Below are 18,974 nucleotides of genomic sequence, written 5' to 3'. Positions count from 1 at the left end.
CTACTCCTCGGGCTGGAACCGCTCTAGCTCTTCCAAGATGGCCGAGACGATCTCTTCCTCTCGCACACGGCGGACGACTTCGCCCTTTCTGTATAGGATCGCCACGCCACGGCCTGCCGCAATGCCAATGTCCGCCTCACTGGCCTCCCCAGGACCGTTGACGGCACAGCCCAGGAGGGCAATCTTGACGGGCTTGCGGATTCCCGAGCGCCGCACGGCCTCCTCTAGCTCTCGGGAGATGCGGAACAGGTCCACCTCAATTCGTCCGCAGGTCGGGCAGGCGATGATCTCCACGCTACGCTGCGCCAAGCCGAGCGAGCGGAGGATTTCCTTGCCGACTTCGACCTCCCGTTCCGGCTCGTCCGTGAGGGACACGCGGATGGTGTCTCCAATTCCTTCGGCCAGCAGGGTGCCAATTCCGACGGCTGACTTGATGATCCCTGGACCGGGCAGTCCTGCTTCGGTCACGCCCAAGTGGAGCGGGAAATCAACCTGGTCTGCCAGAAGGCGGTAAGCTTCGATCATCAGCCGCACGTCGGTGGACTTCACAGAGATGACGATGTCATCGAAGCCGAAGTCCTGGGCGATCTCCACATGCCGGAGAGCGCTCTCCACCAGTGCCTCAGGGGTAGGGTAGCCGTACTTCTCCAGGATATCCTTCTCCAGCGAGCCCGAGTTGACGCCGATCCGAATGGGGATGCCCCGCTCTTTGGCAGCCGTGAGGACTTGGCGGATGCGCTCTCGAGAGCCGATGTTCCCAGGATTGATGCGCACCTTGGCAACTCCGGCCTCTATGGCCTTGAGGGCAAAGACGTGGTTGAAGTGGATATCAGCGACGATGGGGATGTCCACACGGCGAACAATCTCCCGGATGGCTTCGGCGGCTTCCCAATCGTTGACGGTGACACGCACGATGTCGGCACCGGCTTCTTTGCAACGCAGGATTTGGGCTACCGTAGCTTCTACGTCGGCGGTCTTGGTTTTGGTCATCGTCTGCACCGAGATCGGAGCATTCCCTCCGACGGGAACATTCCCTACCCAGACGCGCCGGGTCCGGCGGCGCCGGTATGGTCGAGTCGCATAGGGCTGCTCGGTGATAGCCGCAGAGGTTTCTGCAGCAACAGGTAGCTTGATGAGTTCGCTCATGGCTCTGCTTGGAGACGGCGACTTGCTTCGTAGAGAATGCGACGTTCGCGTTCCGACAAGCTTTCGTACCCGAAGGCCGCAATCTTGTCCAGGATGGCGTCAATGTCGCTCTGGGTGATAGGCTGCCCTTCAAAGTAGAGGAGGACCTCCTCAGCAGGGACAAGGCGCACCGTTTGAGGTTGCGAAACACCTCTCCTGCTCCTGCGCCGTGGTGGAGCGGAGAGCCGGAAACGTGCTCGACGTGCCCAGAACCACGCTCGATCGAGAGCTGAGAAGAGTCCCACGCGGTCTCCGAAGCGCAGCAGGAGGAAACCGGTGAGGGCGCCTCCCAGGTGGGCAAAGTGCGCAATTGGCGAGCCAGCGCTGCTGACGCCAGAGATGAACTCAATGCCTGCCATGAGGATGACAAGGATGCGGGCCGGGATGGGGATGAAGAAGGGGAACATGAAGACAGGGCGGTCAGGGAAGGTCAGACCGAAGGCAAGCAGCACGCCGTAGACGGCTCCCGATGCGCCGACCGTTGGGGCAGGGTAGGTCCAGAAGAGCTGGACGAGGAGGTGGAGGAGGCCAGCTCCAATCCCGCAGAGTAGGTAGTACCACGTGAAGCGCCGGCTTCCCCAGAGCTGCTCTAGCTCCATCCCGAACATCCAGAGGATGAAGAGGTTGAAGACGATGTGCCAGATGTTCTCCAAACCAGCGTGCATGAACTGGTAGGTCAGGAGCTGCCAGGGGAAGAAGGAACCGCTCAGCAGAGGCTGGAGGGCGAAGTACTCTACGAAGAACACCTCCAGCGGTGTGCCGTGGTACCGGAAGAGGGCTAGGAAGAGGTGCTGGACAACGAAGACGGCAATGTTGAGGAGGATGATTGCTCGCAGGGCTGGATTATCGGCCAGGAAGCGGCGCCGGCGCCAGGTGTCGTAGTAGGTCATCGCCTGGGGTACTTCCGTACCTGGCGCTGTAAGACGTAGCCCATCGGCTAAGATTGCCCCTCCAAGGCCTCTAGGCCAGGTAGAGTGCGTCCCGCCAAGAATTCCAGCGATGCGCCACCACCAGTAGAGAGGTGGCTTACAGCACTCTCCATCCCTAACTGCCGTAGCGCTGCAACGGAATCGCCGCCACCGACCAGGCTGAAAGCCCCCCGGCGGGTGGCTTCAGCAATAGCGCGGGCTAGTTCAAGGGTCCCAGCGCGGAATGCAGGGATTTCGTAGACGCCAAGCGGGCCATTCCAGAAGATGGTGCGAGCAGACTCCAGTTGGCGTGCGAAGAGCGCTACTGTCTGTGGCCCGATATCGGCTCCTCTCCAGCCTTCGGGAATGCCTCCCTCCGAGAGCAAGGCGAGCTGCACGGGAGCCCCATTGCGCAGTTCCGGAGCGCAGTAGACATCGACGGGAAGTAGGATCTGCTTGCCGAGAGCATCGGCCTGCTGGAGGAGTTGGTGAGCTGTGGGGATGAGGTCAGGCTCTACGAGGGAGTTGCCGATTTGGACTCCACGGGCTGCCAAGAACGTGAAGGCCATGCCGCCGCCGAGCAAGAGCACGTCGCAGCGCTGGAGCAGGGCCTGCAGCACATCCAGCTTGTCAGATACCTTCGCCCCACCCAGGATGGCGACGTACGGGCGTTCGGCAGTGTCTCGGAGTCGTCGGAGCGCCGTGATTTCGCGCTCCATTAGCAACCCCATGCCTTTCCACCGCATCCGACGCGGAAGCGCTACAACGCTTGCGTGTGCTCGGTGAATGGTCCCGAAGGCGTCGTTGACGTAGACTTCAGTCCCGTGAACCAACTGCGCGGCAAAGGCTTCGTCGTTGGACTCCTCGCCTGGGTGGAAGCGGAGGTTCTCTAAGACGACGACATCCCCTGGGCGGGCGTCGGCAATGCTTCGCTGGGCAGGCTCGCCGATGCAGTCGGGAGCAAAGTGTACAGTGCAATCCAGCAGTGTTGCCAGGTGGCGGGCAACAGGAGCTAACGACAGATGCGGCATGGGCTTACCCTTCGGGCGTCCGAGGTGGGAGAGGAGGATTGGTATCGCTCCGGCTGAGCGAAGCTCTTGGAGTGTTGGTAGCGCCTCTCGAATGCGGGTGTCGTCGACGATAGCCCCGTCCTCGGAGAGCGGGACGTTGAAGTCGACGCGTACCAAGGCACGGCGTCCAGCAATCGGCAGCTCGTGCAGGCGGAGTATCATTGAGGTGGCTGCTCAATCCCCTAAGCGGAGCACCAAGTCTACGAGCCGCTGGACGTAGCCCCATTCGTTGTCGTACCAGCCTACGACCTTGACCAGCGTCCCATTGGCCATCGTGGAGAGGCCGTCAATGATGCACGAGTGCGGATTGCCGATGATGTCGCTGGAGACCAGCGGCTCTTCCGTGTACTCCAGGATGCCACGGAGTCTTCCTGTAGCTGCTTCGCGGAAAGCAGCATTCACCTCTTCGCGGCTTACCGGACGCTTCACTACGGCGGTCAGATCTGTAACGGACCCGTCCGGCACGGGGACTCGGAGAGCGTAGCCGTCTATGCGGCCTTTAAGCTCTGGAATGACAGCTCCGACGGCTCGAGCTGCCCCGGTCGTCGTCGGGATGATATTCAGCGCCGCTGCTCGGGCCCGTCGGAGGTCTTTGTGGGGGAGGTCCAAGATGCGCTGGTCGTTCGTGTAGGCGTGGATGGTTACCATGAAGCCACTCTCAACCCCGAAGGCATCGTGGAGGACCTTCACCATCGGAGCAATGCAGTTGGTTGTGCAGGAGGCATTCGAGATGATGCGCTCCTGCCCTGTAAGGGAGTCCTCGTTGACCCCAAGGACGATGATTGCGTCGGCGCTGTCCTTGGGAGGGGCTGTGAGGAGTACCTTATGCACACCCCGCTGGAGGTGCTTTTCGGCGTCGGCGCGGCGGGTGAATTTGCCTGTAGCCTCTACAACGATGTCTACCTCGCTCCATGGGATGTCCTCGATAGTAGGGCTAGCGCTGACTGGGATCCGATGTCCATCTACGATGAGGGCTCCGTCTTCGGCTTTGACCTCTCCCGGAAAGCGCCCATGGACAGAGTCGTACTTGAACAGGTGGGCCAGCGTGGGAGCATCGGTTAGGTCGTTGATGCCGACGAACGTTATCGGAACGCGGCGCTGGAGAGCAGCCCGGAGGAAGAGGCGCCCGATGCGTCCGAATCCGTTGATGGCAACCCGAAGTGCCATAGCACAGTGCCGAATGTACTACACTACTGCCTGTGCACCGGCCTCTTGGAGAGCTTCCCGAACCTGGGCTGTAGCTTCCTCCAAGCTCCGAGCGACGCGGAACCGCAACCCCGAAGCGTGGAGGATTTGGGCTGCCTCTTCGGCATTCGTCCCTTCCAGCCGGACGACAATCGGAACGGTCGGTTCTATCTGCTGGAGTGCCTGAACGATTCCCTGAGCGACGCGGTCACAGCGCACGATTCCCCCGAAGATGTTGACCAAGGCTACCCGGACGTCGGGATCGGAGAGCATAATCCGGAAAGCATGGGCAATCCGCTCTACGTTAGCTGCACCCCCCACGTCCAGGAAGTTCGCTGGTCGGCCTCCCGCGAGTTGGATCATGTCCATCGTTGCCATTGCCAGACCAGCTCCATTGACCATGCAGCCAACGTTCCCATCGAGTTTGACGTAGCTGAGGTGGTATTGAGAGGCTTCCACCTCCCGCGGGTCTTCTTCCTCGGTGTCCCTTAATGCGGCTAGGTCCGGATGGCGGAAGAGGGCGTTGTCATCCAAGCTCACTTTGGCATCCAGGGCGATGAAGCGTCCGTCCTGGGTACGGACCAGCGGGTTCAACTCCAGCAGACTACACTCAAGCTCGTCGTAAGCATGGGCAAGCCTCTGGAGCAGCTCCGTGAAGGTAGGGATCAACTCGCCTTCCAGTCTGATCCAGAAGGCAATACGGCGTGCTTGGAAGGCTTGGAGGCCTAAGAAGGGGTGAATGTGCTCGCGTAGCAATGCCGAAGGACGTTCGGCTGCAATCGTTTCGATCTCCACACCTCCCTCGCCAGAGACCATAAGCAGGGGCCGGCGACGGCTGCGGTCCAATGTGATGCTCACGTAGAGCTCCTGAGCAATCGGGAGTGCCTCTTCGAGGAGCAGATAACGCACACGGCGTCCTGCGGGACCTGTTTGTGCCGTGACTAGCCGATTCCCCAGCATCAACAGGCCTACCCGGTAGGCTTTGTCGGCGATGTTGCCCTCCCGTAGGAGCACCACGCCCCGCAGCGGTTCCCCGTTCCAAGTGAGGGGTTCGCCGGTCTCGGCATGGACGAACTGACCTTTCCCGCGCCCACCAGCGTGGATCTGTGCCTTCACAACGATGGCATTGATGTTCCGCAGCACGAAGTCTCGATAAGTGACGGCCCCAGCCTCTTCAGCAGTCCGGACGACCCGTCCCAATGGAATTGGGACGCCGTATCGTTGTAGGAGCTCCTTCGCTTGGAACTCGTGCAGGTTCATGGCGGCCTCTACACTCTCGTCCTCAGGAGCAGCTTTACGGATTACGCGGCTTCTTCTCAGTTCGAATCTGCAGGCCGCCCTCTTCGGCACCACTCTGCTGCTGTTGAGGAGCTTGCTGCTGGGGGGCTTGTTGCTGAGTGGCGCCGTCGCGTGGCTTCTTCTCTGTGCGGATCTGGATCCCTTCCTCAGGAGGCGTTACCGTCTGCGGAGCTGGCGGTAGCCGACGAGGCTGCTGTTGCTGGGCTTTTTGCTGCTGGGCTTTCTGCTCGGTCTTCTGTGGAGTTGCCGTCTGCTTCGCTGTGTCGGCACTCTGCTGAGGAACTGCAGCCGGCTGCGCAGCAGCTGTATCCGCGACTGGTTTAGGAGCTGTATCCAGTCGGAGCTCTTGCGGCTCGGCTGCTGGTTCGGGCTGACGGCTCGGAGCACACGATAGGAGCAGCAGAAGAGCTAACAGCACAGGTAGGTACATGGCGTTGTAATTTGGCGTGACACAGGCCCTCTTTTGACGCGCAAACCTATGGAATTCGGGCAACACAGACGGCGGCTACTGCGCCTATTGTTAGGCTATGGCATTCTGTTGCTGGCCGGTGTTGCGAAGCTCTCGCTTCAGCCGTTGTTTGTCTCCCAGGCCCTGGGTACACCGGGACGACCTATACGGCTATTGCTGGTGCCGGCTGTGGACGCCCAGAAGGTGACAGAGAGCGCCGAGGCGCTTGTGAGATTCCTCCGGCAAGCTACGGGCTATCACGTCGAGGCTTCGGTACCGACGAGCTACATAGCCGTCGTAGAAGCCTTCGGAGCAGGGAAGGCTGATATCGCTGCGATGAATGCCTTCAGCTACCTATTGGCCCGCGAACGGTATGGGGTCCGGGCTGTACTCCGAGTCGTCCGGCGACATGGGGAGCTGAGCTACCGTGGCCAGATCATCACCCACACGAATACCGGCATCCGAGAACTGGAGCAGCTCTCCGGAAAGCGCATCGCCTACGTTGACCCGGCCTCTACCTCTGGCTACATCTTGCCCAAAGCACTCCTGGAACAGGCAGGTGTCCGTCCTGCGGAAGAGGTCTTCGCGATGCGCCACGACAACGTGGTGACGATGGTCTACCAGCGCCAGGTGGATGCCGGAGCAACGTACTACTCGCCGCCAGACCCCGTTACGGGGGAAATCCGTGATGCTCGAGCTCGCGTCCTAAAGCAGTTCCCAGATGTTGTGGAGAAGGTGCGGATCATCGCACTGACGGATTCCATTCCGAATGACCCCATCGTCGTGCGGGCAGATTTGCCCGAGCCTGTTGTGGAGCGGCTCGTGCGCGGTCTTTTGGCATTCCAGTCTACGCCGGAAGGTCGGCGGGCTCTCTTTGAGATTTACAGCGTGGAGGGGTTCGCACCCGTGCGGGACCAAGACTACGACGGACTTCGGCAACTCCTGCGCCGATATGTTGGCGATGTAGAGAGGTTGCTGCGCTGATGGCACTCATTGAGCTCCACGACGTCAGCAAGGTCTTCCCAAATGGTGTTAAGGCGTTGGATGGTGTCTCGTTGCAAGTGCAGCGGGGGGAGTTCCTGGCTGTCATTGGGCTGAGTGGCTCTGGGAAGTCTACACTGCTGCGCTGTATCAATCGGCTCACCGAGCCAACGACAGGGCGAGTCCTTTTCGATGGGCAGGACGTGACCCATCTCCAGGGACGGGAACTACGCCGCTTCCGTCAGCGGATTGGGATGATCTTCCAGCAATTCAACGTCGTTGAGCGTCGGACGGTTTTGGAGAACGTGCTCGTAGGTGCTCTGGGGCGTGTCAGCGTCTGGCGTTCGCTCGTGGGGAGTTTCTCGCAAGAGCTCATCGAAGAGGCACTGCACAACTTGGAAGTGGTCGGACTTGCTGACAAGGCCTACGACCGTGTCCGGATGCTCTCCGGTGGACAGAAACAACGGGTGGCAATTGCCCGAGCCCTCATGCAGCGTCCTCAGGCCCTTTTGGCGGATGAGCCTGTGGCTAGTCTGGATCCGGCAACGTCTCACTCTGTCATGCGGTACTTGGAGGAGGTCAACCAGCGCTTTGGCGTCACAGTCGTCTGCAGCCTCCATTTCTTGAGCCTCGTGCGGCGCTATGCTCACCGTGTCGTCGCGCTCCGCGCAGGGCGCATAGTGTTCGAGGGGGCTCCAACGGAAATCACCGACGAGTGGTTCCGCCACATCTACGGCGAGGAAGCACAGGAGGTGGAGATCCGATGACGCACCGCCGTTGGCAGGGTATCGTGGTGGACTTCCTGTTGGGCACGTACGCGGCCGTTGTTCTCCATCGGGTTGTGTGGCAGCACATGGTGGTGGGGAGCGGTTCAGAGGTCATCTCTGCCGTCGAGTTGGCAGCGTACGTGGGAGGCGGAGCTTTGACGGTGGCGATTGGACTAGGATGCCATTGCACGCTTGGCGCATGGATTAGTGCTGGCGGGCATGGGCTCCGTCCGTGGCAGCAAGCTGGAGCTCTTCACTGGGGACTGTCGCTGTTAGTACTGACGGTTTGGGCAGGCTGGGTGGTGACGAAGATCTCGCCGCTGGAGCTCTTCTCGCCACAGGGCTTGGAGAGCGCGGGCCGTCTCTTCCGGGCGCTGTTGACCCCCGAGTTCTCCATCTTGGATAAAGCTCTCGCGGCGATGGTGCAGACCATCTACATTGCGCTGATGGCCACCTTGGCCGGCTTAGCGCCAGCATTGCTCCTTGGATTCCTTGCAGCGCGGAACGTAATGCGACGCCATCCTTTGACGTTTGCGCTCTACGCGGTCCTTCGGGTGCTCATCAACTTCACACGCTCGGTTGAGCCACTCATCTGGGCTGTCATCTTCTCCGTCTGGGTTGGGATTGGCCCTTTTGCTGGGATGTTGGCGATGACGGTACATACAGTGGCCGCGTTAGCGAAGCTGTACTCGGAGCAGGTGGAATCCGTCGACCCTGGACTCATTGAGGCAGTGGAGTCGACAGGGGCGCATCCGATCCAGGTCGTCTGGTTCGGGATCGTGCCGCAGGTGGTGCTGCCCTTCTTGGCGTTCACGATCTACCGCTGGGATACGAACGTCCGGATGGCAACGGTAATCGGCTTGGTGGGGGGTGGCGGTATTGGAACGCTTCTGATGCAGTACCAGGGGCTAGCTCGCTGGCATGAGGTTGGCCTAATTGTGCTGGTGATTGCTGCCGTAGTCTGGATATTGGACTACGCCTCGGCACGCTTACGGGAGGCCTTGGCGTAGGGCTTCCTTTCCGGGGCGTGTCTGCGTGCGGTTCTGTTGCTGGCGCTGCTGGAGCACTCCTTCGACAAGTTCGTCTAAGGTCGTGACGACGTTGTCCCAACTCCACCGCTGAGCGGCAGCTTGGAGAAAGGGGGCAAACGACACTCCTCGACGGTGTACGAAGAAGTCTGTGAGAGCTGCCGCAATAGCCTCCGGAGTAGGCGGGACAACGTAGCCAGTCTTCCCAGGCTCAACGTACTCGGCAAGCCCACCGACGTTGGTAACCACAACAGGACGTTGGTAGCGGAGTGCCAAGGGAGTAACTCCGCTCTGAGTCGCACTGCGATATGGTTGCACGACGATATCGGCTGCACTGAAGAGGAGAGGCGCTTCTTCACGCCGGATGAAGCGGTTGAGGACGACGAGTCGCTCGCTCACCCCAAGTTCACGGGCACGGCGCAGGAATGGAGCCGGATCTATGTACCACTCGCCGGCAATGACGGTGTAAGCAGGCAGGGGTATTCGCGGCAGGGCTTCCAAGAGAAGATCAACTCCCTTGTACAGGCGGACCAAGCCGAAGAAGAGCACGACTGGAGCGTTCAGTGGTAGGCCCAACCGCTGGCGTGCTTCTTCTTGCGAAACCAGCTCGCCATACTCAAATGGCGGATGAAGCGACACGCGCCGCGGCTTGGAGGCATCAAAGCGCTGGAGCTCGCGGGCCACGGCTTCGGAAAGGAGCAAGAAGGCGTCAAGTGGCCGCAGGACATAGCGAGTTAAGGCATCTGCAGCCGGGAAATGCTCATGGGGTGTTACGTTGTGAATGATGCCAACCGAAACGATCGTTGGTCGCCGTCGGCGTACAGCGCGTACGATCGTGCCTAAGCATGGGGCAAAGAAGGGGAGCCAAACGTTAACGAGGAGTACCTCGGGATTCCATTCGGCTATTTGCCGAGCGGTTTTGAGCCAGTTGACTGGCCAGAGTGAGTGGAGGATGGGGTAGATCTCCAATCCCGTAGGTGGCGGCTCAGAACTGAGCTGCGTCTTGCCCGGGAAGAGCCACTGCGGGTACTGGTAGCGGAATGTGACGATAGCAGCTCGCCGTCCTAAGCGCCGATACGTTGCCGCTAAGGTTTCTGTGTACGTTGCAATCCCTCCGCCGCGTAGGGGATGTGCCGGGCCAATGAGGATGACTGAGCCTGTAGCCATATCCTCGTAGTATGTGCTCGGTAGCTAAGCTCAGGTAGACGTATGACTGCGATGTCCCACTGGAGGGATGACGAAGGTCAATGAAGGGAAACTCAGGTGAGGTCGTAAGTTTGTGCGCAGGTGCTTAGAGAGATGCCAAGTAGACCCATGCGGCTCCAGGTAAAGATCCTGCGGTATAACCCTGAGACGGACGCTCGTCCGCACTACCAGCTCTTTACCGTCGAAGATACCCATCCGACCGACCGTGTCCTGGACATTCTCCACCGTATCAAAGAGGAGCAGGATGGTACGCTGACCTTCCGTCGCTCGTGTGCTCATGGGATGTGTGGCTCTGATGCGATGAAGATCAACGGCAAGAACGCGCTTGCCTGTACCGTACTGCTCAAAGACTTGGACCTCCGCCGACCGATCACGATCGAGCCGCTGCCGTTCTTCCCGATCATCAAGGACCTCGTGGTTGATATGGAGCCCTTCTTCCGCAAGTACGAGGCCGTCAAGCCTTACCTGATTCCGAAGGAAGAGCCTCCAGAGGATGGGCGAGAGTACCGTGTCTTTCCGGAGCAGATGGAGCGGATCATGGAATCTACGAAGTGCATTCTCTGCGGATGCTGCTCCGCATCGTGTCCATCTCTGTGGTCACATCCTGATTACTTGGCTCCAGCAGCTATGCTGAAGGCATACCGCTTCATCTTTGACCCGCGTGACGGTGCAACAGAAGAGCGCTTAGCTGTTGTCGGTACAGAGAACGGCGTCTGGCGCTGTCACACAATCTTCAACTGCGTGGAGGCTTGTCCGAAGGAGATCAACATCACTTGGCACATCTCCCAGCTGAAGAAGCTCTCAGTAGAGCGCTGAAGGGGATTTGCTTAGTTTTGCGGGACTTGAACGGTTGAGAACAATAGCTACACGACAGCGATGAACGAGGGCTACATCGTACAGGTGATCGGGCCGGTGGTAGATGTCGAGTTCCCGAACGGGGAGCTTCCAGCAGTCTTGAACGCACTCAAAATCCCGCGGAAGCTGCCTGGGTCGGACAAGGAGGACATCCTCATCTGTGAGGTACAGCAGCACCTTGGGGAAGATCGTGTCCGCTCTATCGCCATGGACTCGACGGACGGCCTAGTCCGTGGGATGAAGGTCTACGACACTGGAGGGCCAATCAAGGTCCCCGTGGGACCTGGAGTGTTAGGGCGCATTCTCAACGTTGTTGGGGAGCCAATAGACGAGAAAGGGCCGATTCAGGCGAAGGCGTACTACCCCATCCACCGGCCAGCCCCAGCCTTCGTAGAGCTGAATACCCGCAAAGAGATGTTCGAGACGGGCATCAAAGTCATCGACCTCATTGAGCCCTTTACCCGTGGTGGGAAGACAGGGCTGTTCGGCGGGGCCGGGGTTGGCAAGACTGTGATCATCCAAGAGCTCATCCACAATATCGCCAAGTATCACCAAGGCTACTCCGTCTTCGGCGGGGTAGGCGAGAGAACACGTGAAGGGAACGACCTCTGGCTGGAGATGAAGGCCTCGGGTGTTTTGGATAAGGCCGTGCTCGTCTTCGGCCAGATGAACGAGCCGCCAGGAGCAAGGGCTCGCGTGGGGCTAACAGCACTGACGATCGCTGAGTACTTCCGCGATGAGGAAGGTCGCGACGTGCTCCTGTTCATTGACAATATCTTCCGCTTCGTGCAAGCTGGCTCGGAGGTGTCGGCTCTCTTAGGTCGTATGCCCTCAGCAGTTGGTTACCAGCCCACGCTGGCAACAGAGCTGGGGGCGCTGGAAGAGCGGATTGTCTCGACACTACGGGGTTCCATTACCTCCGTACAGGCCGTCTATGTCCCAGCCGACGATCTTACCGATCCAGCACCGGCTAATACTTTCACACATCTGGATGCCATGACGGTACTCTCGCGCCAGATTGCGGAGCTTGGTATCTATCCGGCTGTGGACCCGCTGGAGTCTACTTCCCGCATTCTGGATCCTTTGGTCATCGGGCGGGAACACTACGAGACAGCAATGCGGGTCAAGCAGGTACTGCAGCGCTACAAGGACCTGCAGGACATCATCAACATTCTGGGGATGGACGAGCTTTCTGACGAGGATAAGCTCATCGTCTACCGAGCTCGGAAGATCCAGAAGTTCTTCTCCCAGCCATTCCACGTCGCTGAGCAGTTCACAGGGTTGCCGGGTCGGTACGTCAAAGTAGAGGATACCGTCGCGGGCTTCAAGGCGATCTTAGATGGTGAGGTTGACGATGTTCCGGAGGTGGCCTTCAGCTACGTTGGTACTTTAGATGAGGCCCTGGAGAAGGCCAAGAAGCTGAAGGCCTCTGAAATCAAGGCAGCGGCGTAATGGACAGGGCTCTCGACGTCGATATCATCACTCCTCGAGGGACGGTCTTCCAGGGCAAGGCGGTTGCTGTGACTCTCCCGGGGACGGTGGCTCCATTCCAAGTGCTCTACCAGCATGCTCCCATTCTTTCGACTCTGGAGCCAGGGGTGCTCAAAATCCTGCTGCCTGATCTGACGCCGGTCTACTACGCTATCGGTAGTGGGTTCGTCGAAGTCCTCCACAACCACGTTGCAGTACTCGTAGAGAGCATCGTTGCAGGGGAGGAGATAGATCTCCAGCAGGCGGCTCAGCGGCTCCAGTCAGCACGAGCCCAGCTCAATGCAGCCCAGACGCGGGACGAACTCCGGCGGGCCCGCCAAGAGCTTCGGGAAGCCGAGATCAACTTCCGAACCGCTCAGTTGGCGCGGGCCCGGAGGCAGATTTCTGAGGATTGATTCGGAGTCAGATAGAGGGCAGGATTCCAGCAAAGAGTTCAGGTAGTTGCCGAACTTGTGCTCCGTGAATCTGGCTCTACTTCGTAATTTTGCGGCCGGCGATTAGCACTCCTCGTAGGGGAGTGCTAACAATACCCCCCAGCCCCGTAATCGTTATAAGCTTTGTGGTTGATGTACAACAAGCAGAGAGGATGCCGATGAAGCTCACCCCTTTGTATGACCGAGTGGTTGTCAAGCCAGCCCCACCGGAGGAAGTAACGAAGGGTGGTATCATCATCCCGGACACTGCAAAAGAGAAGCCGCAGCAGGGCGAAGTTGTTGCTGTTGGGAAAGGAAAGCTAACGGAAGACGGAAAACTCATACCGCTGCAGGTCAAAGTTGGTGACCGAGTGCTGTTCGGTAAGTACGCTGGCACCGAGGTCACCATTGACGGCGAGGAATACCTTATTATGCGCGAAAGCGACATCTACGCCATCATTAATGCAGAGGCAAAGTAGGCGGTAAGTCCAACAAGTGAGGAGGAGCAAACAATGGCCGCGAAGATCATCTTGTATGATGCTGAGGCACGCACAGCTCTCAAGGAAGGGGTTGACAAGTTGGCAAATGCTGTAAAGGTAACTCTGGGGCCGAAGGGTCGCAATGTCATCATCGATAAAAAGTTTGGACCACCGGTCGTTACGAAGGATGGTGTCACCGTTGCGAAGGAGATTGAGTTGGAAGACCCTATCGAGAACTTAGGAGCACAGATGGTTCGCGAGGTTGCCTCGAAGACCAGCGACGTTGCTGGTGATGGCACGACGACAGCGACGGTATTGGCGCAGGCTATCTTCCGCGAGGGGCTCAAGAACGTGGCTGCTGGTGCAAACCCCATGGATCTGAAGCGGGGCATTGACATGGCTGTCAACGCTATCGTGCAGGAGTTGCGTCGAATCAGCCGTGAAGTTCAAGGCCGGAAGGAGATTGAGCAGGTTGCAACTATCTCAGCAAACAATGACTCCTCGATTGGCAAGCTGGTAGCAGATGCGATCGAGAAGGTCGGCAAGGACGGCGTTGTCACCGTCGAGGAGGCAAAGGGAATCGAGACAACGCTAGAAGTCGTGGAGGGGATGCAATTTGACCGCGGGTATCTGTCGCCGTATTTTGTCACCGACCCTGAGACTATGGAGGCTGTGCTGGAGAACCCATACATCCTCATCCACGACAAGAAGATCTCGGCAGTGAAGGACCTGCTGCCGATCCTGGAGAAGGTAGCCCAGTCTGGTCGGTCGCTCTTGGTCATCGCGGAGGACGTTGAGGGAGAGGCTTTGGCAACCCTGGTCGTCAACAAGTTGCGTGGGACACTTCGGGTATGCGCCGTCAAAGCTCCCGGCTTCGGGGATCGGCGGAAGGCAATGTTGGAGGATATTGCCATCCTGACAGGAGGTACCGTGATCAGCGAAGAGAAGGGGTTCAAGCTAGAGAACGCAACGCTTGCCTACTTGGGTACGGCGAAGAAGGTCGTCGTTGACAAGGATACGACGACCATTGTCGAGGGGGCTGGGAAGCCAGAGGATATCAAGCGGCGCATTAACGAAATCAAAGTGCAGATCGAGAAGACTACCTCGGACTACGACCGCGAGAAGCTTCAGGAGCGCCTGGCGAAGCTCAGCGGCGGTGTCGCCGTCATCAAGATCGGTGCGGCAACAGAGGTGGAGATGAAAGAGAAGAAGGCACGCGTAGAGGATGCACTCCATGCCACTCGAGCTGCGATTGAGGAGGGGATCGTCCCGGGTGGCGGCGTGGCATATCTGCGGGCCATGGCAGTGCTGGATGGTCTGAACCCGGAGAATGAAGATCAGCGGACGGGCATCAACATCGTCCGTCGTGCTCTGGAGGAGCCCATCCGGCAAATCGTCGCGAACGCTGGACTTGAGCCCTCCGTCATCGTTGCCAAGGTCAAGGAGGGGCAGGATGGCTTCGGCTTCAATGCCGCAACGGAGCAGTTTGAGAACCTCCTTGAGAGCGGGGTGATTGACCCGACGAAAGTTGCTCGGATCGCTCTAGAAAACGCTGCTTCCGTCGCCAGCCTGCTCATTACGACCGAGGCAACGGTCGTAGAGAAGCCGGAGAAAGAGAAGTCCACCACCAACACACCACCGGTGGACTACTAACGTCTATAGCTATGGAACTTGTCCCAAGTTCCCTCCACACACATACCGTCCCCCCTAATACCCCTGTGTCCCACGCCCCGCCCGTGGGCACAGGGGTAACTTTTTACAGTTGCTCTGCGCATGGTGGAAGCCAGAGGTACTTTCGGAGGTCCACACGGTCACCGACAACCTGCACGCCCTCGCTCTCGAGGAGCTCGCGCATGAGCGTTGGGGTAGCGAAATGCATCTTGCCGGAGAGCTCTCCTCGGCGATTCACAACGCGATGGCAAGGGATTTCAGGTGAGCCTCGGGCTGCATAGAGTGCCCAGCCCACCAATCGTGCTCCAGCGCGGATTCCTAGGGCTCGGGCGATATGCCCATACGTTGTAACTTTGCCGCGCGGGATCTGCTGGACGAGGGCGTAGACGCGTTCGTAGAAATCCTGATGGGGCTCCATCTCCAGCCGCGGCTACCACAACGGATCGTGTGTCTCACCGAGGAGACGACAGAGACCCTCTATGCCTTGGGTGCTGGCGATCTCATCGTAGGAGTTTCGGGGTTCGTCACACGGCCGCGTGAAGCTCGCCAGAAGCCAAAGGTCTCCACGTTCCTGGATGCGAAGATTGACGCCATCCTGGCTTTGGAGCCCGATGTAGTCTTAGCGTGGTCGGACCTGCAAGCATCTATATGTGCCGAGCTCATCCGGCAGGGGGTAGAGGTCATCTGTTTCAACCATCGCTCTGTCGAAGGGATCCTCTCAATGATTCTGCGCCTGGGAGCGTTGATTGGGAAGAGTGCGGAGGCTGAGAGGTATGTCGAGCAGCTCATGGCTGGTCTTCAGCGTGCTGCTGAACGTGGGGCTCAGCGGCAACGTCGTCCTCGGGTGTACTTTGAGGAGTGGTACGATCCCCTCATTAGCGGGATTCGCTGGGTGAGCGAGCTCATTACGATATGCGGTGGTGAGGATGTCTTTGAGGAGTTGAGCCGCTATCCTGATGCGAAGCGGCGCATTATCGCGGATCCGGATGAGGTCGTGCGCCGCAGTCCTGAGATCATCATCGCGTCGTGGTGTGGGAAGATGTTCAAGCCTGAGCGTCTGCGACAGCGGCCAGGGTGGGATGCTATTCCCGCCGTGCGCACGAACCAGCTCTACGAGATCCCCTCATCCATCATCCTGCAGCCTGGTCCGGCGGCCTTAACGGACGGCGTGGAGCGCCTCCTTGCTATCTTCGACCGGTGGGAGCGCACATGCTGCGGGTGACCTTCTCCAGCAACTTCGATGCTATTGTCTGCCTTGACGGAACGATACCAGAACAGGGCGTGTTCAAACGGTGCTCTTACGCTCCACTCATCGCCGCTGACGGAGCGGCTGTTAAGCTCTACCGCCACTACCGGCTTCTGCCGTCGTATATCGTCGGGGACCTGGATACGCTGCTCGTGTCCCCTGAGCGGGAACTGTTCAACGACATTCCACTGGTGCAGATTGTGGACCAGGACACGAATGATTTCGAGAAAGTGCTCTGCTTTGCGCAGCAGCGGGGCTGGAAGCGTCTTTTAGTCGTCGGCTTCCAGGGAGAGGAACCCGACCATACGCTCATCAACTGGAGCGTTGCCGTGCGCTATGCAACAACTCTAGAACTGTGCTTCTACGACAGCCATCGCTACGGGATACCACTAACCACGTCTGCGGTCGTGGGGTTGGAGGTCGGGGAGACCGTCTCGTTGGTCCCGCAGCCAGAGGCAAGTGTTACAACAACAGGATTCATCTGGGAGCTACGTGGCGAGCTGCTGCGGTGGGGAGTGCGGGAGAGCGCACGAAACGTCGTCCGGCGAGCCCCTGTGCACGTGGAGATCCACAGTGGGCAGCTTCTACTGTTCTGTCGGGATCGGTTGCCAAAGGCCCCGTCATTCGAGCTGCTCTGAAGCTATTCTATCCAGATCAGCGGGAAGCAAGAGAGGCCGGTAGAGTTGGTGCAGCGGCTGCGGCGAGTGGAAGAGCTGGTGGATGTAGTCCACCAGGACCGGAGGGGCCGGGAGCACGGAGACGTTGGCGCGAGAGCGGAAACACTGAAGAGCAAGGAGTTCGCCCGTGTAGCCAGTATAGGCGATGGAGAGATGCCCCGGAAGGGCACGGAGGTAGTCTTCTAGGGCTGGATCTCGCCTTGGTTTGTGCCGCGGGAGTCGGTCGATGAGTACAACCACGGTTGTGTCCGGTGCTGTCGGCAGGAATGCTGCAACAAGCCGCTCGCGAGGAACAAGCCGTGGCTGTATGCTCGGTCGGAGCCAATAACTCCCCAAGGCGATCCCAGCGACAACGACGCAGAGCCGCGGGAGGACATGCATCCAGCGCTGAGCCTTCAAGAGCCATAGAAGGCCACCGCTGACTCCGACAGCTGCAATGGCTGCACTGTGTCCTTCTAGGGCAGCAAACGGGAGCTGGGCAGCGTGGTGGGTTAGCCATGCCAGCCCGCGCAAGCATGCGATGGCGGCGCTTGTGTAGAGTTCGCCAATGGGCGGTGCTATGCCGTAGGAGAGCATCCCCAGGAGTCCAGCTACCAGCGCCGCCCCGCTCATTGGCACAGCAGCTACGTTGATCGGGACCGAGAGCAGGGAGAAGATTCCGAAGGCCATCGCAGCAACTGAGGCACTCCCGCACGTTGCTGCTAGTGTCAGTGCTACCATGTCTCGTAAGAATTGGGGCAGGGCAGGCCCAAGTTGCTGGAGCCACCGAGCAAATGGCCCGAAGAGTCCGACAATTCCAAGGGTAGCCAAGACCGAGAGTTGGAAAGAGCGAGAGAAGAACAGTTCGGGCTGGAGGAGCAGTAACCCAAAAGCCACAGCAGCGACGACGTTGACTGGGTGTGGCTGCCGCTGGAGCAAGTACAGAGCACTTCCGAGGATTGCCATTCCAGCAGCTCGGAGTGCTGAGGGTTGGGCTCCAGTGAGGCCAACGAAGAGCACAAGCAAGAGGCTTGCGCAGAGCCATCGCAGCCAGTGGTAAGGGAGGAAGCCAAGCACAATGAAAACTATCCCGGCCACAACTCCAGCGTGGAGTCCGCTGATGGCGAGTACATGGGCAGCTCCCGTAAGGGCAAACTCGCGGCGTTGCTGAGGGGCAAGCTCCGAGCGGTCTCCGACCAGCAATGCTAGCGCCAGCGGGCGGACATCTGAGGGATAGAGGTCTGCAATCCACTGGCGGAGGCGCTGTCGTTGGTGTGCCAGGAATTCCAGAAGGTCTGTGCGAGAGCGAGGTTGCTCCTCCCAGAGGCTGACATCCGACGCATGTGCGAAGCCCACCCATTGGACGTCAAGGTGCGCACAGTAGTCCCACTCGGGGAAGTCAGTCGGTAGTATGGCGGGTCGTGGAGGGCGTAGGCGGATGGTTGCTCGGATCGTCCGGCCAGGTTGTGTCCAGGGTTCCGTGCCTCTTATCTCCGCGATAGAGAGGAGGACTCGGGCCTGCATCGGCGGTAGGGGCTGGGCATCCACCTGCCCTTCCACAATGCAGCGCAGCCGCGGAGGCTGGACCCGTAGGATGTCGACAATCCTACCCTCTATGTACGCGGGGAATGGCTGTACGACAGCATCCGTCATAGGAGGCAACGCCCAGCGCCATGCCGACGCCAGGAAGACCCCAATGCCAATCGCGGCGATTGCATAGCACAGCACAATCTGTCGCCACCACAGGAAGAAGATAGCGATGAGCAGCGTTCCACAGAGGGTAAGGGCCACGAGGCCGGAGCTCCATTGCACTGGCAGTGCGAATGCACAAGCGGCGCTAACCAGGCTCAAGATGCCTAACCTGAGCGCCGGAATCTGTGCCATTGTCGGCAGTGTTGCCATCCACTGGCAGTGGAATTTGCCTTTCCAAAAGTAAGACCCGGTTGTGTGATTCTAATAGGACCATCGCAAGCTGCCGGTATGCCGTGGTTATAGCCGCCTTCTGGCCTAGCTCTGGGATGCGCTGCGGAAGCCTTGCTCTTAGGGGCCTTGGCAGTTTTGAAAAAACGGAGCGGCTCCCTCGGGC

19 protein-coding genes are annotated in these 18,974 nt (G+C 59.3%); 10 read left to right on the top strand and 9 right to left on the bottom strand.

Translation table 11 applies throughout. The features are described from left to right. Genes ispG through NZ960_05115 form a run of 6 tightly spaced genes read right to left on the bottom strand, consistent with a single transcriptional unit; the run spans position 1 to position 6,077 of the window. A complete protein-coding gene (gene ispG / locus NZ960_05140) occupies positions 1 to 1,146 on the bottom strand; it encodes a flavodoxin-dependent (E)-4-hydroxy-3-methylbut-2-enyl-diphosphate synthase (GenBank protein MCS7176992.1) in 1,146 nt (381 codons plus the stop codon). Further along, positions 1,143 to 2,075: a rhomboid family intramembrane serine protease gene (locus NZ960_05135; GenBank protein ID MCS7176991.1), complete on the bottom strand. Its 933-nt coding sequence runs from the start codon at positions 2,073 to 2,075 to the stop codon at positions 1,143 to 1,145. The genes ispG and NZ960_05135 overlap by 4 nt, the downstream gene beginning before the upstream one ends. A 47-nt stretch (positions 2,076 to 2,122) precedes the next feature. Next, positions 2,123 to 3,325: a phosphoglycerate kinase gene (locus NZ960_05130; GenBank protein ID MCS7176990.1), complete on the bottom strand. Its 1,203-nt coding sequence runs from the start codon at positions 3,323 to 3,325 to the stop codon at positions 2,123 to 2,125. A 12-nt stretch (positions 3,326 to 3,337) separates the two neighbouring features. Next, positions 3,338 to 4,330, bottom strand: coding sequence for a type I glyceraldehyde-3-phosphate dehydrogenase (gap, locus tag NZ960_05125; GenBank protein MCS7176989.1), 993 nt, complete (start codon positions 4,328 to 4,330; stop codon positions 3,338 to 3,340). Positions 4,331 to 4,348: 18 nt separating this feature from the next. Next, positions 4,349 to 5,608 carry an ADP-forming succinate--CoA ligase subunit beta gene (gene sucC / locus NZ960_05120; GenBank protein MCS7176988.1) on the bottom strand — a complete coding sequence of 420 codons (1,260 nt, stop codon included), beginning with the start codon at positions 5,606 to 5,608 and terminating at the stop codon, positions 4,349 to 4,351. A 34-nt stretch (positions 5,609 to 5,642) separates the two neighbouring features. Then, positions 5,643 to 6,077: a hypothetical protein gene (locus NZ960_05115; GenBank protein ID MCS7176987.1), complete on the bottom strand. Its 435-nt coding sequence runs from the start codon at positions 6,075 to 6,077 to the stop codon at positions 5,643 to 5,645. Between the two features lie 48 nt (positions 6,078 to 6,125). On the opposite strand from NZ960_05115, the gene NZ960_05110 reads away from it, so the two are divergent. From NZ960_05110 to phnE, 3 genes are read left to right on the top strand one after another with little or no spacing between them, the layout of a single operon-like run. Continuing rightward, positions 6,126 to 7,079: a phosphate/phosphite/phosphonate ABC transporter substrate-binding protein gene (locus NZ960_05110; GenBank protein ID MCS7176986.1), complete on the top strand. Its 954-nt coding sequence runs from the start codon at positions 6,126 to 6,128 to the stop codon at positions 7,077 to 7,079. Beyond that, on the top strand, positions 7,079 to 7,843 hold the full coding sequence (gene phnC, locus NZ960_05105; protein MCS7176985.1) for a phosphonate ABC transporter ATP-binding protein: 765 nt from the start codon (positions 7,079 to 7,081) through the stop codon (positions 7,841 to 7,843). The genes NZ960_05110 and phnC overlap by 1 nt, the downstream gene beginning before the upstream one ends. Beyond that, positions 7,840 to 8,853, top strand: a complete 1,014-nt coding sequence (gene phnE, locus NZ960_05100; GenBank protein MCS7176984.1) for a phosphonate ABC transporter, permease protein PhnE — start codon at positions 7,840 to 7,842, stop codon at positions 8,851 to 8,853. Before phnC ends, phnE begins: the two co-directional genes overlap by 4 nt. Here phnE and NZ960_05095 read toward each other — a convergent pair. Further along, positions 8,833 to 10,038 carry a glycosyltransferase gene (locus tag NZ960_05095; GenBank protein MCS7176983.1) on the bottom strand — a complete coding sequence of 402 codons (1,206 nt, stop codon included), beginning with the start codon at positions 10,036 to 10,038 and terminating at the stop codon, positions 8,833 to 8,835. The two genes, phnE and NZ960_05095, sit on opposite strands and share 21 nt — an antisense overlap. Before the next feature lie 147 nt (positions 10,039 to 10,185). Here NZ960_05095 and NZ960_05090 point away from each other — a divergent pair, with 147 nt between their 5' ends. The 5 genes from NZ960_05090 to groL all read left to right on the top strand — a co-directional run bounded on the left by NZ960_05090 (position 10,186) and on the right by groL (position 14,968). Continuing rightward, positions 10,186 to 10,893 carry a succinate dehydrogenase iron-sulfur subunit gene (locus NZ960_05090; GenBank protein MCS7176982.1) on the top strand — a complete coding sequence of 236 codons (708 nt, stop codon included), beginning with the start codon at positions 10,186 to 10,188 and terminating at the stop codon, positions 10,891 to 10,893. A 60-nt stretch (positions 10,894 to 10,953) separates the two neighbouring features. Continuing rightward, positions 10,954 to 12,384, top strand: a complete 1,431-nt coding sequence (atpD, locus tag NZ960_05085) for a F0F1 ATP synthase subunit beta (protein ID MCS7176981.1) — start codon at positions 10,954 to 10,956, stop codon at positions 12,382 to 12,384. After that, positions 12,384 to 12,818 (top strand): ATP synthase F1 subunit epsilon, encoded by a 435-nt coding sequence (atpC, locus tag NZ960_05080; protein ID MCS7176980.1) that lies wholly within the window; start codon positions 12,384 to 12,386, stop codon positions 12,816 to 12,818. The genes atpD and atpC overlap by 1 nt, the downstream gene beginning before the upstream one ends. A gap of 197 nt (positions 12,819 to 13,015) precedes the next feature. Then, positions 13,016 to 13,315: a co-chaperone GroES gene (gene groES, locus NZ960_05075; protein ID MCS7176979.1), complete on the top strand. Its 300-nt coding sequence runs from the start codon at positions 13,016 to 13,018 to the stop codon at positions 13,313 to 13,315. A 33-nt stretch (positions 13,316 to 13,348) separates the two neighbouring features. Beyond that, entirely contained in the window at positions 13,349 to 14,968 is a 1,620-nt protein-coding gene (groL, locus tag NZ960_05070) for a chaperonin GroEL (protein MCS7176978.1), read from the top strand. Between the two features lie 103 nt (positions 14,969 to 15,071). Here the strand turns inward: groL and NZ960_05065 are convergent, their stop codons facing one another. Continuing rightward, entirely contained in the window at positions 15,072 to 15,404 is a 333-nt protein-coding gene (locus tag NZ960_05065) for an MGMT family protein (GenBank protein MCS7176977.1), read from the bottom strand. On the opposite strand from NZ960_05065, the gene NZ960_05060 reads away from it, so the two are divergent. After that, a complete protein-coding gene (locus NZ960_05060; protein ID MCS7176976.1) occupies positions 15,393 to 16,208 on the top strand; it encodes a cobalamin-binding protein in 816 nt (271 codons plus the stop codon). The genes NZ960_05065 and NZ960_05060 overlap by 12 nt on opposite strands. Further along, a complete protein-coding gene (locus NZ960_05055; GenBank protein ID MCS7176975.1) occupies positions 16,196 to 16,870 on the top strand; it encodes a thiamine diphosphokinase in 675 nt (224 codons plus the stop codon). The genes NZ960_05060 and NZ960_05055 overlap by 13 nt, the downstream gene beginning before the upstream one ends. Here the strand turns inward: NZ960_05055 and NZ960_05050 are convergent. Further along, on the bottom strand, positions 16,853 to 18,790 hold the full coding sequence (locus tag NZ960_05050) for a competence protein ComEC family protein (GenBank protein MCS7176974.1): 1,938 nt from the start codon (positions 18,788 to 18,790) through the stop codon (positions 16,853 to 16,855). The two genes, NZ960_05055 and NZ960_05050, sit on opposite strands and share 18 nt — an antisense overlap. Positions 18,791 to 18,974: the final 184 nt, after the last annotated feature.

Source organism: Candidatus Kapaibacterium sp., assembly GCA_025059875.1.
GTDB lineage: Bacteria > Bacteroidota > Ignavibacteria > Kapaibacteriales > HRBIN21 > HRBIN21.
This window is presented reverse-complemented; position numbering and strand designations above follow the sequence as displayed.